This is a genomic window from Paenibacillus radicis (ex Xue et al. 2023) (assembly GCF_024722015.1).
Taxonomy (GTDB): Bacteria; Bacillota; Bacilli; order Paenibacillales; family NBRC-103111; genus Paenibacillus_S.
On sequence record NZ_JANQBD010000016.1, the window covers coordinates 110217 to 126604 of the forward strand.

Sequence of the window (16388 nt, forward strand, 5' to 3'; positions counted from 1 at the left end):
CTGCAGATAAGATTGGAAAAGCCTATCTTCTCTGATGTATGAATGTCTGATAAGATGAAGGAAATGGTAGTATACGTTGTTTTTAACCGATTTTACCCACATTCTAACTTTAGAGGAGTTATATGAATAGCGAAAGATTGAGCGGAATGATCACAGCTGAGGATGAAAAACAGTGGGATGGACAAGGCTATGCCAATGGTTGGGAGCACTACGCAGATGAATTGCGGCTTCTTGATTACAGGCTTCAGAGGCTGTATTACAGCAGAAAAAAGCGCATGGATGCCTGGAGAGATGATCCGTATCAGGGGATGTTCGTGTCAGAGGAGGAATTCCTGGGCTTAATAGCAGGGATGGAAAATGATTGGGCAAACGATCCTGAGGCAGCGGCGTTGCTGGAGCAGCTGGAAGATTTGGAGAGGGCGATTGCACACAGAATAGCTGTTAGCGTTCAGGCTGGTGTTAATTTGCCGCTTCAAACGGTTGCACACACATTTGGACTGCGTGCACAGGAGCGGGGCTTCTTAATGATGGCGTTAGCGGTTGAACTGGATCGTAAGTATGAACGGGTTTTCGGGTTTCTGCAGGATGATTTGACCTGCAAGCATCCCAATGCCGGTTTGCTGATTCAGTTAAACTGTCGCAATGCCGCAGACATGCTTGAAGTAAGGGATGTTCTCGCGATGTCGAGCCCATTGTCGAAATATTTTCTGTATAAGGATGAGGCGGACACTGCGCCTGCGAAATCATTCCTCTCCCAGCCGATTGTACTTAATCGGCGGATGGTGCGCTTATTGCTTGACGGCATCGCCTCTGAGCCGTCAGACTCCGTTAAGCGCGTAACGCAGCGTTTCAACAGCGGCAGCCCGTTAGAGCCTCTACGCGTTGATGAGGCGCTTCAGGAGCAGCTCCAGACGTTCGTGCGCAGCATGTACGCGCCTGAGAGGGCAACGCGCAAGCGGCTTGCGTTCCACATCTGGGGCCCGTCGGGCTCCGGGAAGACGCTGCACGCGAAGCATTGCTGCCATGCCTTTGGCAAATCGGCGCTAATAGCCGATGTGGCCGGGATGCTGCTTGCGGAGCGGCCGTTTGCGGAGCTGCTCGATGATGTGCTGCGTGAAGCCATTCTGCAGCAGGCGGTCCTTTGCTTCACGCATATGGAAGCACTGTTTCCGGAGGAGGCGGATGCGGCTGCCCGGCATAAGCTGCGCTCGTTTTTGCACAGCTTGAATAGCTATGGCGGGCTTCTTTTCCTGCTCGCTTACAAACAGATTAAGCTTTCGGGGGATATGAAGGACCGCTGGGTGATTGATTTGGAGCTGAAGGTGCCTGAGACCGAGGAGCGTGAAGCTCTATGGAAGAGCTTCGCCGCTGAAGCCAGAATCTCCGATTCTGTAGATTGGCGGGTGATCGGCGATAAGTTCCGGTTCACCGCGGGGCAAATTCAGCGGGCTATCTCGCTTGCGCAGAGCTTTACGGAATGGACCCGTGCAGGCAGGTTAGCTGCTGTGAATTCTGAGGCGTTTAGCGACGACATTGATGAGCAGGCGCTGTATAAGGCTTGCTTCATGCAAGTGCAGCACCGCTTGGAGAAAAAAGCTTCTCGTATCCAAGCGAAGTACACTTGGGAGGATGTCATATTGCCGGGAGAGCAAAAGGAGCAGCTCCGCAATGCGTGTAACCAAATGAAATACCGCAGTGTCGTTTACGGACAATGGGGTTTTGAGCGTAAGCTGGCTTATGGAAAAGGCTTGAGCATGCTGTTTGCCGGACCTCCCGGGACAGGGAAGACGATGTCCGCACAGGTGGTGGCCCAAGAGCTGCAGCTGGAGCTCTACAAAATCGACTTGTCGCAAGTTATAAGCAAGTATATCGGGGAAACGGAAAAAAATCTCCATGAAATATTTCATGAAGCCCGTCTTAGCAATGCCATTTTGTTCTTCGATGAGACGGATGCCTTATTCGGTAAACGCTCTGAAGTCAAGGATTCTCACGATAAATATGCGAACATCGAAACGGCCTATTTGCTTCAAAAGATGGAGGAGTACGACGGCATATCGGTACTTGCCACCAACTTGCTGGGCAATATTGATGAAGCCTTCATTCGACGTATTAATTACATCATCAAGTTTCCATTTCCTGATGCGGATTATCGGGAGAAAATATGGCGTTCCATGTTTCCCAAGGAAGCGCCTATCGGGGATGATGTTGATTTCAAGCTGATAGCCAGTAAATTTTCCATTGCCGGTGGCGGTATCAAAAATATTGCAGTTTCAGCTGCTTTCTTGGCGGCTGATGCAGGAACACCGATTCTAATGAAGCATCTTCTTCTAGCAGTAAAGCACGAGCTTTTGAAAACCGGAAAGCTAATGACCAGAGATGAGCTGGATTTTTTCTAAATAAACTTGGAATTTGAAACCTCTGAAATCAAGCTATGAAGGAGAAGCCGCTGTAAAAGCATTCTCAGTTACAGATGTGTGTTTAGTAATAAATGCAGCAATTTCTTGCTCTCGAAGCGGCTTGCTTAGTAGAAAGCCCTGAACGATATCGCATTTCCATGTTTTAAGCAAATACAATTGATCGTAAGATTCTACGCCTTCCGCAACGGTTTGAATATCGAGATCTTGAACAAGCCGTATAATCGATTTGGTAATCCTGCCCTCATTATTTTTACCAATATCACGAATAAATGATTTATCCAGCTTCACCAGATGGAGCGGCAGCCGGTTCAAATAATGAAGTGAAGAATACCCGGTTCCGAAATCATCCAAAGCGATACGGACACCGAGTCGTGTTAGCTCCATCAACCGGATGTTTGCAGCATCTATGGATGTAATAAGCATGCTTTCAGTAATTTCAAGCTCAAGCAGATGTGGAGGCAAACCAGTTTCTGATAATATTTGTGAGACATGCTTAGGGAAGTAACTATCGCTAAGCTGCAATGCGGATATGTTGACGCTTATTACCGTGTCAGGAAAAGGGCTCATTAGCAGTGCTTGATACGACTCGCATGCGCGCCGCAGTACCCATAATCCGATCGGTAGAATAGTCCCATTTTCTTCGGCAACAGGTATGAAATCTCCGGGAGAAACAGCACCTAGCTTGGGATGATGCCAGCGAAGAAGAGCTTCGAAGCCGCGAACTTTGCCCGTTTGTATATTAAATTGGGGTTGAAAGTGAAGCTCAAGCTCATTGTTCGATACAGCTTGCAGCAGTCCTTCTTCTAGCTTTGTACGGTAGATCTGCTTCTGCAGCAGATTTACGTCGTACATCATTACGGGTGGCTGTCCTTGTTCTTTGGTACAACGGAGAGCTATATCCGCATGATGTATAAGTACTTCGGCTGTCTCCGCGTCCTTCTGCATAGCTATGCCTAAATTCACAGTGAGATGCATGGTGCGATTTCGAACTACGATAGGCTCGCATAATTTATTGCGGATCCTCGCAGCTTCTGCGAGGATGTGCTCGGAATCCTCCGATGTCGCAAGGCTGCATATGATTTCATTCTCTCGTAAATGAGTGATAAAACATTGAGGAATGAGGCTATTGATCCGTGTGCACACACTTTTTATCAGATCCTGACCGAAGGGATAGCTATGCTGGAAATTAATGATATGAATGATGCAAATGGCTGTTTTTTCAGAGTTGTTCATGTAGCTCTGGAGCTTTTCAGCCGATGTTCTGGTGTTGGACTTAGACATATCGATAAAATTTCGCGCCAAGCTTGTAATGATTTGCAGCCAAGACATTGGGTTCAAACCTCCTGATCCGTAAAGGAACAATGATCGCATGATATTTTCTTCTTCAGATTATGGGTTGAAAGTATGAGCAAAGTTAAGTGATTTCCATTTATGGAGTATTAATCTTTCAAATAATTAACGGACCGGCAGCCGGACATAAGAACAGCCTTGTCCGCCCCTTGATAATAGGAGAAGACAAGGCTGTTGAATGAATCGATGCTGCTTAAGGCAATAGCTCGAATTTGTAGCCGACTCCCCAAACTGTTTTAATATGCTGGGGCTGTCTGGGGTTATACTCTATTTTCTTTCGAAGGTTCGTGATATGAACATCAATCGAGCGCTCATTCACATAGGAATCAATCCCGCGGATGGCATTGATTAATTCGTCGCGGCTAAATACTTTGCCAGGAAAGCTGTAAAATAGTTTCATAATCTCAAACTCGGAGAAAGTGATTTCGACGACCTCATCATTGACGATTAGTGCCCGACGCTCCAAGTCAAGCTGCAGCCACTGCGCGTTGGAGCTTATTGTTGCCGTTGGGCTTGATGAAGCTGCTGCTATGAATGCAGGTGCAAATGCCGTCTGCGGTGAGGAACGCCTTAGCTGAGCGATGATTCTAGCTTTTAGCTCCTGCATGCTGAATGGCTTGCATAAGTAGTCATCAGCTCCAGAGGATAAGGCTTGAATTCGATCTGTGACCTTGGTTTTCATAGAAATAACCAGGATGGGAACATGAGTCTGATGGCGAAGCAGCTTGCATAGGTCAGCACCATCCATATCTGGAAGAATGAGATCCAGCAAAATCACATCAGGAACAAAGGTTTCCAAAGCATCGAAGCTCTCCTGTCCCGTCTCTACCCGCTGTACGTTGAAATTTTCTTCGCTCAAATAAAGCTTCAGCATTTCTCCAATAATTGTATCATCTTCTATAATTAACACTTTCTGCATGTTCAGACACCTCTTGAGTGCGGATTTGAGTATTCTATACAATGGTCTGAAACGCTAATATTTTGCTAATATTTACCGTGTCTATATACCTAAAAGTATTATATCGTGCAGATTTGAGTACGTCTATAAGCCATTTTGTTAGAATATTTGGAAAGTATTAGCAAACATTTGATGGCCAGGTTGTTAAGAATGCTTGGAGAGAGCCCATCCTCGCAGTGCTTCGATGGATGTTTTCTTGTCGATACTTGAGAAAACCTCCTGAAGTCGAATTTCTAATTCATTGCACAATGGAACGAAATGCAGGGAGTCAGCCTCGTCTATAGACAATTCCAGTGCACTGGCTGTGGCAAATACTTTTTTCATGCCAAGATTGCTGGCCGCTCCTCGTAGGGAGTGGGACAATCGTTTAGCCTCGATGAATTGCCCTTCGTTAATATAGTGCAACAATTTGGAGGCAGTTTGGTCATGCTCCTTACGAAAAAGTGCCAGCAGCTTCACGATGATTTCTATCCTGCCATCCAATCTTCGGACGGCTTCCTGAATATCAATACCTTTCAATTCCGGCAAGCTGTCGTAATTGGTTTCTATCGGAGCAGCCGATGGAGAAGGCTGCTGTGGCAGCCATTCGGACAAAGCGGCTGCAAGCAAATCCAGCTCCAGCGGCTTGGTTAGAACGCCGTTCATGCCTACGCGGAGGCATTGCTCATGCTGAGCGTTTGTGACATCGGCTGTTAAAGCAATAATCGGCGTATGCGCATACCGCTCATTCAGACGTATTTGTTCTGTTGTCGCTATCCCGTCAAGCTCAGGCATATGAATATCGGTCAAAATCAGATCAAAATTATGCATAGGCAGCAATTCGAGAGCTTCCAAGCCGTGACTGGCTACCGTAACGGAAACTCCTAGTGCTTCCAGCATGGCTATGGCTACTGTTTGGTTAATAGCCTGATCTTCTATGAGCAGAATATGGCCAGTGAGTGGTCTTAAGGGCCCGGGCAGCTTAGGTTGTACAGGACTTCCTTCTTTGTAACGTACCTGAAGGGCGGCGATTGAATGATACAACTCCAAGCGGCTTACCGGTTTGACAAGAATAGCGTCAGGTCTTTGATTGTCAGGCAGACGCTGCAGCGCATCACGCCCTGCAAGGGTCGTATAGATGATCGTGAGTGCTTCGCGCCGATTAGCGGCCTGTTTCATCTGCAGCCATGTTTCCTCCCCATACATATCCCCAGCCTCCATATCCAATAGCAAGGCGTGAACAGGCGAAGGCTCCCATTCCAGACGGTTTAGCGCATGGGTCCAGCTAGCGGAGGACTCTGCTTGTAAAGAGAGACTGCTGACCATCATGGAAAGGCTTGTCCTAAGCTCTTGTGAGTCTTCTACAATGAGAACGCGAAAATCATCCTGACTTTTCGCAAGTGGGAATAAATGTTTACGGCTCGGATTGGGACTAATGAATCGAATTGTAAAGGTGAAGCTGCTTCCAATACCCGGTTCACTTTCAATGGACAAGGTGCCTCCCATCATTTCAATCATATTTTTGGAAATGATTAATCCAAGCCCAGTTCCCCCGAATTTACGGCTTGTCGATTGGTCTGCCTGCATGAAAGGCTGAAGCAGCAGCTTCATTTGCTCAGGAGTCATGCCGATACCGGTGTCAGTAACCGAGAAACGAATTGCTGCCTCTCCATTCTTATGCTCAACGATTCTAATAAGCAGGGCAACGTGCCCGCTGTCCGTAAACTTGATTGCATTGCTAATCAGGTTTAATAAAATTTGCTCCAGACGAAGTGTATCCCCAATTAGAACAGCCGGCATCTCGCCTTCTATTCGAATGATCATATCTATCGGCTTGTGGCCGAGCAGGACGCTTAACGTGCTGTTGAGCTTGCGAATGGATTCATCCAACTGGAAGCTGGCTTTTTCCAAAGTAAGCTTATTGGCTTCAATCTTGGAGAAATCCAAAATGTCATTGATGACTTGCAGCAGCGTTTGGGCAGAGCTGGAAATTTTACTTTGATAATCACGCTGTATATCAGTGAGCTTCGTTTGCTGCATCAAGTAAGAAAGCCCCGTAATACCGTTGAGCGGAGTTCTGATTTCATGGCTCATACTGGCAAGAAACATGCTTTTGGCTTGATTGGCGCTATCTGCGGCTTCCTTGGCTTGAAGCAGTTCGGATTGGATATGCTTTTGCTCCATAATATCCCGCACGATAGTCGAAAAGAATACATCACCGCCATCGGAAGGCTTGTGGGCTACAATAACCTGGGAGGTTATGATGCAGCCGCCGCTTTGGGTCACAAACTCCGTTTCGCCTTCCCAGTGCCCGAGCTTTTGGGCAATAACCAATCCCTCTGCAAGCTGAATCGACATCTCCGTTTGTAAATAATTGCCGATCAAGCGAGAATCCTCGTCCAAAATCTCGATTCCAAGAAGTCGTTTACCAGCTGCATTGATGTAGAACATATTGCCTTTAAGATCAAAGGAAGCGATAAAATCCTGGGCTGCATCCAAAATATGCAAAAGCCGGTTGCTCGTTTCCGTCGCTTGAATAAATGGGCTCATGTCACGGGCAAGCATAACAAAGCCTTTGAGCGATCCGTCGGGATGCGTCATGAGGCTCACATTCAGGGAAACAGGAAGGCGTGACCCATTGGATCGGATGAAGGTCCAGTCTTGATCCATCTCTATTTTACGCAGCGGCTTTGCGGCAAGCACTGAACAACCCGGCTCCACAGATATACCCAAATCAACGGAGTAAGCGGCAGCTCGTTCTCTTAATTGAACCGGATCATGCCAGAGCAGAGGGGTTTCCTGTTGGACCACCTCACGCGCTCGATAACCGAGCATTTTCTCTGCCGTAGCATTTAAGGAAACTACCTGAAACTCCTTGTCCAAAACAATCATAGCCAATTGATTCGTCTCTACAAAGGATTCGAACGGTTCGAATAAATCTCGTAAGTTTTGAGTCATTTCGTTAACAGACAGGGACAGCAGGCCGAGTTCATCTCTGCTTTTGGTTTCTATGGCGGCCACGGACAGATTCCCTCCGGCTACGGCCTCGGTTACAATCAGCAGCTCGTGAATTCGCCTGATGATCATATGGTTGAAAACATAATAAATTAAGCTTGCCAGAACAAGCTCCATCAAGGCGATTAACCCGACCGTTGAGAAGAACAGGGATTCAAGAGGCTTATTCAAGCTGGATTGCGGGATGTTGAGCAATAGATACCAAGGAGAATTAGCCACCTTAGAATAAAATAACAGCAAGGGTATTCCTTCGAAATTAATGGTCTGGAAGCCTGACCCCTTATCGATGATTTCTTTATATGCCGGACCCAGCTCTGGGAAGTCCCGAAGGTAGTTCCTTTTCAACACAAGCTCCTTATTTCCACTAAACAGTACAGTTGAATCGGTATGCATCAAGGTAACTCTTTCTTTCAGGTTAGGATCATCCGTTTTCAACTGCTCGCTAAACACATTCTGAGCATCCAGAACAATCTCCATTAAACAAATCATACTGCCGGAGTCATCCCACACAGGTAAAAGAATAGTAAAGATGTATTCATGTGTAGTCTTTCTGAAAAAGGGATCGGAAATTTTCCCTTGCCCGTTGCGGGCAATTTGAAAATTAATGTCGCCGGCTATATTGACGGTATCCCCATTCGTTAAATTCAGGTTGCCTTGTAAGTCGGAAATACCCGCTGAAAAATAAATATTATCGGAGTAGACGACTTCCTGACGAAGATAGTCGAGCTTTTCTTCAAGAGTGCCTTTTTTCATAATATTGGTGCGGCTAATAACTTTGGCTTCAGCATAGCGGAGGTTCAACCAATCGTTCAGTCGCTTGGAGCTATCCTGTACCGCTGTCAGGTTCTGCTGTTGAATGTATGAGATCATTTTTTCTTTCGCTAATGAATAATTCACCGTACCGACAATGCTCAAACAGATCGTAGTAATGGCCACTAGCAATAATACCCATTTGATACGCAAGGAATTTGCCATTGTATCCCCCTAATGAAAGGTCAATTGTTTACAAATTGTTAGAGAAGCTCAACAAAACTAAATATATATATCGGAAAACTTTTAATGATTTCTTAGTATCATTAGGACAAATGAGGTTCTTAGATCATATGAACATGAGAATAGCCATGAAGGGGAAATGAATAATGAAATGGACCGTAGGCAGAAAGCTGGTTATGTCTTATGTAATCATACTGGTAATTATGGGATTAGTGAGCGGGTTGAATTTAAAAAGTATGAACCAAATGCAAAAAAACACGAAGGAAATTTCTCAAGTCTGGTTAACGGGAATTGAAATTGCCAATCAGGTTAATTTTTCATTGGAGCATATTATGGTCCTCTATTATCAGATGATGGTCGAGCCGGATACGACGAAAAAAGCGGATATCAATAAGCAGCTGGAAGATACCTTCAATTCTGTCGATAAAAAGCTGGAAGAATATAAGGACTCCTTGGCCGATGCGGAGGATGAACGCAATGCAGCCCAATTGGCTCAAAAATGGAAGGCATTCAGAGAAGCAAATGCGCAATCCGGCAGCCAAGGCCAAGTTAAGGGAAATTCGAAGGCAAACGATCAAGTGTCTCGAACGTTCCAGGAAGTAAGGGAAGGCGTCGCGGTCATTATCAATTTTAACCACCAGGGAGCGACAAGAGCAGAGGAGGAAGGGCAAGCGGTTTATCGTAACAGCATCATACAGATTAGTGCAATGATTGTTATTGCGATCTTGTTTATTGTGCTCATTGCCTATGCAGTGACACGGATCATTTCCCGTCCGATTCTGAAGGTGGCTCAATCCCTAGAAATGATTTCTCATGGTAATTTGACGGCCGAAACTATACATATAAAATCCAAGGATGAAATCGGTATGTTGGTCGGTGCTGTGAACAGAGTATCGAGCTCGCTGAAGGATTCTGTCCTGCAAATGCAGGATGCTTCCAATCAGGTAGCGGCCTCGGCCCAACAGCTGACCGCAAGCTCGGAACAAAACTCCATGGCTGCCCAGCATGTTGCTGAATCCGTTCAAGAAGTAGCTTCCGGGTCGGAGAATCAAGCCTCAAGCGCCATGGAATGCAGCAGAGCTATGGATGAAATGGCCATAGGTATACAGCGGATTGCGGAGACAACATCGGAAGTGTCAGAGCTGTCGGATGAAGCTGCCCGTCATGCAGAACAAGGAACAACGGTTATGAGAACAGCTTCCTCGAAGATTCAAGCGGTTAGCTCTACGGTAGAGAAAGCAGGAGAAATTATTAAGAAGCTGGAAGATCACTCTCAGGACATAGGGCGGATATCCCAGCTCATCGGGGACATTGCCAATCAGACTAACCTGTTGTCTCTTAATGCAGCTATTGAAGCTGCGAGAGCCGGTGAGAACGGTAGAGGTTTCGCGGTGGTAGCTGATGAAATACGTAAGCTGGCGACACAGACGGCTGATTCCATTCAAGAAATCAATGGGGTCATCAATGGTATTCAGCTTAATACGGCACAGGCAGTGGAGACCATGAACGAAGGGCTGTCGGAAGTGAATGGCGGCTTGCATGCAGTTGGTCGAGCGGAGGAAACCTTCGGATTGATAGTCAAATCAACCGAAGAGGTGTCTCGCAAAATTCAGGAGGCTGCGGCTGCAGCGCAGCAAATGTCAGCAAGCTCCGAGGAGGTGGCTGCAACTGTAACCAGTATGGGACAAATCGCGCAGCAAAGTGCCGGTTTGGCTCAGACCGTAGCTGCAACCACAGAAGAACAGCTGGCGTCTACACAGGAGATAACGGCTTCTGCCGGTATGCTGTCCGGTGTTTCTCTGGATCTGCAAAAGCTAATAATTAAGTTTCAAGTTTAAAGCTAAGGTTTTGAACTTAGGGGGCTGTCCCAAAAGTCATTTTGAGACAACCCCTCTACCATTTTATCCTGAATAGATGGTAGCAAAAGAGCCCTCAATTCCACTTTAATAGTTGAAGGCTCTTTTGCACATTCTTGTGTATTTTAGAGATGAATAAGATGGGTCGCTTTCCAACGCGTGCTCATCGCGGGTATCGGGTTCGTGGCTCGGGGTTCGGTTACGGCATTGTATGGCAGTCTGGCGCACTCCGTGCAATTATCAGGAAAATGTCAAGTTAGTTACTCCGAAAATAGCGTTCCAAGCCTTATAGCTGGAATTTCTCCTGCTAATTCTACGTATTTTGGCCGATATCCAGCATATCCCCTATATTAGAGTTAGTTTTTCCAGTTAGATTGATTTCAGGCGATATCCACGCTGGATTAGCGTTACAATTTCCATCTATTTTCGTTCCTTCCGCAGCGGCCCCGACAAATCCTGGTCTCCTCTAGATTGAAAGCAGCCGTCCCATCACTTAAGTAACATTCAAAAAGCGGCCGGACTCATTTTTGGATTTTCGAACCCCCACTCTGATGGGAATTTCCCTACAAAAAAGACGCTTCCATTTCCGCTTACATGGTGGTTTTGGAGGCGTCTTTTTACATAGTTTGGGACTGATTCATTCACTGATACCCTTTTGGGACAGCCTCTTTTTGTCGATTCGAAATGAATGGATCGCGTAGTTTGTTATATAATTCACAAAAACGGCAGTTTTCAACAAAGATAGGAAAATAGACTCATATAAATATATAGTCAACCCTTAAAATTACAACTATAATAGAAAAAGATTCATTTATACGACATACATAACGTGCTGGTAACATGATTCGTCAGCATATCGACAAGAAGAAGGTAGGAGTGATTACCTATAGGCGATTATACGGTTATTGCTGATGTTGGCGCATCTCTGCTGAAATTATTGCAAGAGCAAATGACGCCGGAGCCTATTCCTCAGCCTGAGCTAATAGGGATAGCTTCACCCGCCGATAAAGGAGATCTCTACCTTTCCTTATATTTGTATAACATCAAAGAAAGCGGCGACAATCGACAGACCCGAATGATAGCAAGGGGAACGGGAGAAATTCAATTCCCGCCTGAAACTGTGGATCTTTATTACCTGATAACAGCTTATTCGACAGCTGAACTGCAATCACGTGTCTTAGACGAACATAGAATTCTTGGCAGAGCTATACAAGTGTTGTACGACAACTCGATTTTACGCGGACCCGCACTCGTCGGATCATTGGCCGATCGGGGTGAGGAAGTGCGGATTGTTATGGATACACTCACTGGAGATACATTGACTCGTATGTGGAATTTCGGAGATGTCCCCTATCGGCTCTCAGTTGGTTATGTAGCTGGTCCGATTAATATTGATTCTACTCGGATAAAAACTACAAAACGGGTTACAGAACGTGATTTTCGAATTCAAGGATAGGAGGATTCGACTTGGAAAGTGTCAGAGTAACTAAGCTGAATACGAAGGTTTCGTTAGTAGTTTGTCTTCTGGATTCCTATACCTCGAGTTCTCCCCTTGGATTAAACGCATCTATTGTACTTGAAGGAACGCTATCCAAACCTGTCGTTACATCAAAAGGAACATACATATTTAATGACTTACAAGCAGGTGCCTATCGGCTGTGCGTGAACGCGCAGTATTATTTCGAAGAGTACCGTGATATAGAAGTGGGCCTTGAGAATACACTGGTTCATGTTACACTGTCGCCCCGTCCGTCATATCCTTTTAAGGAAAAGGATACTCTCTTGCGTGCGAGCGTTAGCAATGAACATGGTCAGCCGTATTCCAGGGCTCTTTTAGTTGCAGTGGTGCAATCGGATGACAGTGCTAGGTCGAGACTAGCTCAGGATAAGGCAGAGGCAGGTACGGACCAACTGACAGTCAGCTCGGTTACCGGCAAAATTGTTGTCGGAGACAGGTACCTTATTCGCAGCCGCAATAGTACTCAAGTCGCGGAAGAGCTTTGCTTGGTTGAAGAGGTGCTGGAATATCAGCGCAGGATTAGGCTGGCCCGGCCGTTGACCCATAGCTATGCAAGGGGGGCATTGCTGCTCCCTGTTGTTCAGACGCAGTCTGACGAGCGAGGCGAGGCGGTAATCGCTTTTGCCAACTGCAGAGCTAACCGTTTCGACATCAAGCTTGATATTGTACACAGCGGCCGCTCGCTTTCGAAGGAGGTGAACCTCGCGGAGGGCGGAACTACGCTTGCAGGTAAACTGCAATTCTAACTTCGATTAGCAGCTATAAGGCGGGAACTGATTACAGAAGTAGGCTTTTGGCTAGACAGGCTGTACATAACTTTGTTAGTAGATCGGATTCTTCCATCTTCTATAAACCACAAGCAGAAAGGAGAGAACTGGTTTCATATTTTGCAACGGATCGATGCAGATGGATGAAACTGGGGAACAATGGCTGAGTATTTATCACCTGGAGTCTATGTAGAAGAATTCGATAGCGGCGCGCAGCCGCTCGAAGGTGCAAGTACGAGCACGGCGGGCTTTATTGGTCTGGCACAAAGGGGGGAGATCGAAGGTGTCCCTCTACTGATTACCAGCGTAGCTGATTTTCATCGTAATTTCGGCAGCTATTTATCCGAGAATGCTTTCGGAGATTACCGCTTTTTGTCTTATGCAGTTGAGCACTTTTTCTTGAATGGAGGCTCTCGCGGTTATGTGATGCGTGTGGCACCATCGGACGCCAAGCTTGCAACGAACCAGGGAAGTGCTAATAAAGAGGCGAAAGTGCTGCAAATCACCTCCAAAAACCCGGGTACATGGGGTAACCAAGTGCGCATCGTAGTTGTTCCTGCAAGTAAAGCCAAGACGCAAATTCTTGACATTATCGGGACGCCGGGCGAATCGGTGCAATACCGTGTGAAGAACAATGCCGGTTTCAATGTAGGCGATATCGTAGCCTTCCAGAATGGCGGCAGCAAGCAGTACAACCGCATCGTTTCATCGCTTGATAACATCATCGAGCTGGAATCCGTGCTTGACGGTGAAGAGGATGTCATTGACACCAATTTGCTGCCAGCGAAGGTTCTCACAACTAGTGAGTTTACGATGCATGTATTTTATGGGGATGAAGCGGAATCATTCGAGAAGGTGTCACTAAACGTATCTGCTGCCAATCATGTAGAGAAAATTTTGTCTCGCTCTAATATCATTATAGTTAAAGACATTAGCTTGGGTACGGATTTGGGCGCTGTTGCTCCATTCGAATCGCTGTCCGGCGAGAATGAAGAAGCAGGCAAGTTCCAAATCTCCCTATTTGGCGGCAGCGACGGCTCTATAGCGAATTTAGCAGCTTCCGATTTCATGGGTGTAGACCGCGGACCTGGTAAAAGAACAGGGATTCAATCGTTTATCGACAATGATGTCGTGAGCATCATGTCCATTCCTGGTGTAACCGATCCGAATGTACAGCTGTCCTTGGTGGCGCATTGTGAAAATCTTGGAAGCCGCTTCGCCATTCTCGATGTCCCGCGTGAGAAAACTAAAGTGGCCGATGTCATGACACACCGCAATATTTTCGACAGCAACTATGCGGCGATGTACAACCCTTGGCTACAAGTGTTTGATCCGTTAGACAAACGCAATATTTACATTCCGCCGTCCGGTTCAATGGCGGGTATTTATTCACGCTCCGACCAAACCCGTGGTGTTCAAAAAGCTCCTGCTAACGAAGTTGTTCGCGGTGCCGTAGGCCTTGATTGCCAATACAATAAAGGTGAGCAGGATATTTTAAACCCGCAGGGCGTTAACCTGATCCGTCATTTCGCCGGTCAAGGTATTCGTGTTTGGGGCGCACGTACATGCTCCTCGAACGGTCTGTGGAAATACGTCAATGTCAGAAGGTTGTTCATCTTCATCGAGGAATCGATTAAGAATGGCACCAACTGGGTTGTGTTCGAACCGAATGATGAGCAGCTATGGGCTCGTGTACAGCGTACCATTGAAGCGTTCCTTACCCGCGTATGGAGAGACGGCGCTCTGATGGGCGGCAGCCCAAGCGAGGCATTCTACGTTAATATCGGCCGCAGCACGATGACGCAAGACGATATCGATAACGGTCGTTTGATATGTATTATTGGGGTTGCGCCTGTGAAACCGGCGGAATTCGTCATCTTCCGGATTACTCAGAAAACGAGAGAAGAATAGGTTCTCACTAGTCGTTGAGTAAGAGACGGGCAACAATCAGAACGAAAGGGGACGCGGTAAATTATGCCGGGCGAACGTAACGATCCATACAGAAATTTTAGATTTAGGGTTGAGGTAGAAGGTATTCAACAGGCTGGCTTCAGTGAGGTATCGGGCTTCGATGCATCCTTGGCTATTATTGAATATCGTGAAGGCAATGAGACAATTACACCTCGCAAGCTGCCGGGGTTGGCGAAGTATGGTAACATCACCCTGAAATGGGGCGTTACCGATTCGATGGATATGTACAACTGGATGCAGGAATCGATTGAAGGTAAAATTGCTCGTAAAACAGTCACAATTATTGCAATAGACGAAGAAGGCGCAGATGTAGCGACATGGCAAGTTATAGAGGCGTGGCCTTCCAAGTATACGGCTCCTAATTTCAATGGTACAGGCTCTGAAGTGGCTATTGAGTTTTTGGAACTGGCGCATGAAGGCATGACCCGCACGAAGTAACAATTGCATCGGGGAAACAAGAGAAGGAATGAGGCGGTTGACGCTCTTCTTGTCTCTTGTTTTCCTGCTTATGCGATAATTAGGAGGATATTTTATGGCTTTCAAAACAGAATACGAATTCGAGCTTCCAAGAGGATATGTGGATGATAGTGGTACATTGCATAAGAGAGGCGTAATGCGTTTGGCAACGGCAGCTGATGAAATTTTGCCGATGCGTGACCAACGTGTACAGCAGAACCCGGGTTATTTAACCATTATTTTATTGACTCGCGTTATTACGAAGCTGGGAGACCTGCGTGCTATTGATACCAGAGTTATCGAAAAAATGTTTACGGCTGATCTGGCCTTCATGCAAAATTTTTATCGCGAAATCAATGAAATGGAAGTGCCGAAGGTTCACACATCTTGCCCTAAATGCGAGCATGAATTCGATGTGGATGTGTCTTTTATCGCCGGGATGGAGGAGGCGTAGCAGGTTATCCCATTGATAAGATTTACGAGGAGGCCGGGTTCATCGCTTATTATTTTCACTGGCCTCACGATGAAATCATGTTGATGGAACATCGGGAGCGCCGGAAGTGGTGTGAGGAAATCTCACGGATTAACCGCAGTATGAATGAAGATAAGCCCAGAGATAATCCGTTTGACGTATTTAATAAGAGGTGAGCAAGCAGATGAGTATACCGTCTAAAAAATACGCAGTCAGTCCGGCATTCCGCTTTATAGTAGAATTGGATGGCTTGCTTGTCGGTGGCTTCTCGGAGGTAACGGGGCTGCAAGTGGAAACAGAAGTGATGCCGTATAATGAAGGCGGCGTGAACGACTATGTTCATTATCTGCCGAAGCAAACCAAGTATCAGCGCATTGTTCTGAAGCGGGGAATCACCCAGGCTAGTGAACTGTGGGATTGGTACGAGGGCGTTATTAGCGGGAAGATCAAGCGAAAAAGCGGGTCGATTATTTTAAACAACCCTGCGGGCAAAGAAATTTGCCGATGGAATTTTTTCGAGTCGTACCCGGTGAAATGGATCGGCCCAGAGATGAATGCCTCCAGCACGGGCGTTGCTATAGAAGCTATCGAAATCGTACATAAAGGCTTGAAGACAATCTTCAAAAAATAATCGG

The 16388-nt window shown here is 46.4% G+C and carries 12 protein-coding genes; 9 read left to right on the forward strand and 3 right to left on the reverse strand.

Going from position 1 to position 16388, the window contains the following annotated elements:
• The first annotated feature begins 122 nt into the window (after positions 1–122).
• Positions 123–2396, forward strand: a complete 2274-nt coding sequence (locus tag NV381_RS21480; RefSeq protein ID WP_258215330.1) for an AAA family ATPase — start codon at positions 123–125, stop codon at positions 2394–2396.
• 33 nt (positions 2397–2429) lie between these two features.
• Here NV381_RS21480 and NV381_RS21485 read toward each other — a convergent pair whose 3' ends face one another.
• The 3 genes from NV381_RS21485 to NV381_RS21495 form a co-directional block, all read right to left on the reverse strand.
• On the reverse strand, positions 2430–3746 hold the full coding sequence (locus NV381_RS21485) for a putative bifunctional diguanylate cyclase/phosphodiesterase (RefSeq protein WP_258215331.1): 1317 nt from the start codon (positions 3744–3746) through the stop codon (positions 2430–2432).
• A 214-nt stretch (positions 3747–3960) separates the two neighbouring features.
• A complete protein-coding gene (locus NV381_RS21490; protein ID WP_258215332.1) occupies positions 3961–4686 on the reverse strand; it encodes a response regulator transcription factor in 726 nt (241 codons plus the stop codon).
• A gap of 183 nt (positions 4687–4869) precedes the next feature.
• Entirely contained in the window at positions 4870–8694 is a 3825-nt protein-coding gene (locus tag NV381_RS21495; protein ID WP_258215333.1) for a response regulator, read from the reverse strand.
• A gap of 164 nt (positions 8695–8858) precedes the next feature.
• On the opposite strand from NV381_RS21495, the gene NV381_RS21500 reads away from it, so the two are divergent.
• From NV381_RS21500 to NV381_RS21530, 8 genes are all read left to right on the forward strand, one after another.
• Positions 8859–10550 (forward strand): methyl-accepting chemotaxis protein, encoded by a 1692-nt coding sequence (locus NV381_RS21500; protein WP_258215334.1) that lies wholly within the window; start codon positions 8859–8861, stop codon positions 10548–10550.
• A 922-nt stretch (positions 10551–11472) separates the two neighbouring features.
• On the forward strand, positions 11473–12024 hold the full coding sequence (locus NV381_RS21505; protein WP_258215432.1) for a DUF4255 domain-containing protein: 552 nt from the start codon (positions 11473–11475) through the stop codon (positions 12022–12024).
• A gap of 11 nt (positions 12025–12035) precedes the next feature.
• Positions 12036–12833, forward strand: a complete 798-nt coding sequence (locus NV381_RS21510) for a hypothetical protein (RefSeq protein ID WP_258215335.1) — start codon at positions 12036–12038, stop codon at positions 12831–12833.
• A 180-nt stretch (positions 12834–13013) separates the two neighbouring features.
• Positions 13014–14765 carry a phage tail sheath family protein gene (locus tag NV381_RS21515; protein ID WP_258215336.1) on the forward strand — a complete coding sequence of 584 codons (1752 nt, stop codon included), beginning with the start codon at positions 13014–13016 and terminating at the stop codon, positions 14763–14765.
• A gap of 63 nt (positions 14766–14828) precedes the next feature.
• Positions 14829–15263: a phage tail protein gene (locus NV381_RS21520; protein WP_258215337.1), complete on the forward strand. Its 435-nt coding sequence runs from the start codon at positions 14829–14831 to the stop codon at positions 15261–15263.
• A gap of 94 nt (positions 15264–15357) precedes the next feature.
• Complete coding sequence (locus NV381_RS21525; RefSeq protein ID WP_258215338.1) at positions 15358–15735, forward strand: phage tail assembly protein; 378 nt, start codon at positions 15358–15360, stop codon at positions 15733–15735.
• A gap of 20 nt (positions 15736–15755) precedes the next feature.
• A complete protein-coding gene (locus NV381_RS38255; protein ID WP_308862129.1) occupies positions 15756–15929 on the forward strand; it encodes a DUF6760 family protein in 174 nt (57 codons plus the stop codon).
• An 8-nt stretch (positions 15930–15937) separates the two neighbouring features.
• The gene (locus NV381_RS21530) at positions 15938–16384 is read left to right on the forward strand and encodes a phage tail protein (protein WP_258215339.1); all 447 of its coding nucleotides are present in this window, start codon (positions 15938–15940) and stop codon (positions 16382–16384) included.
• The last annotated feature ends 4 nt before the right edge of the window (positions 16385–16388 follow it).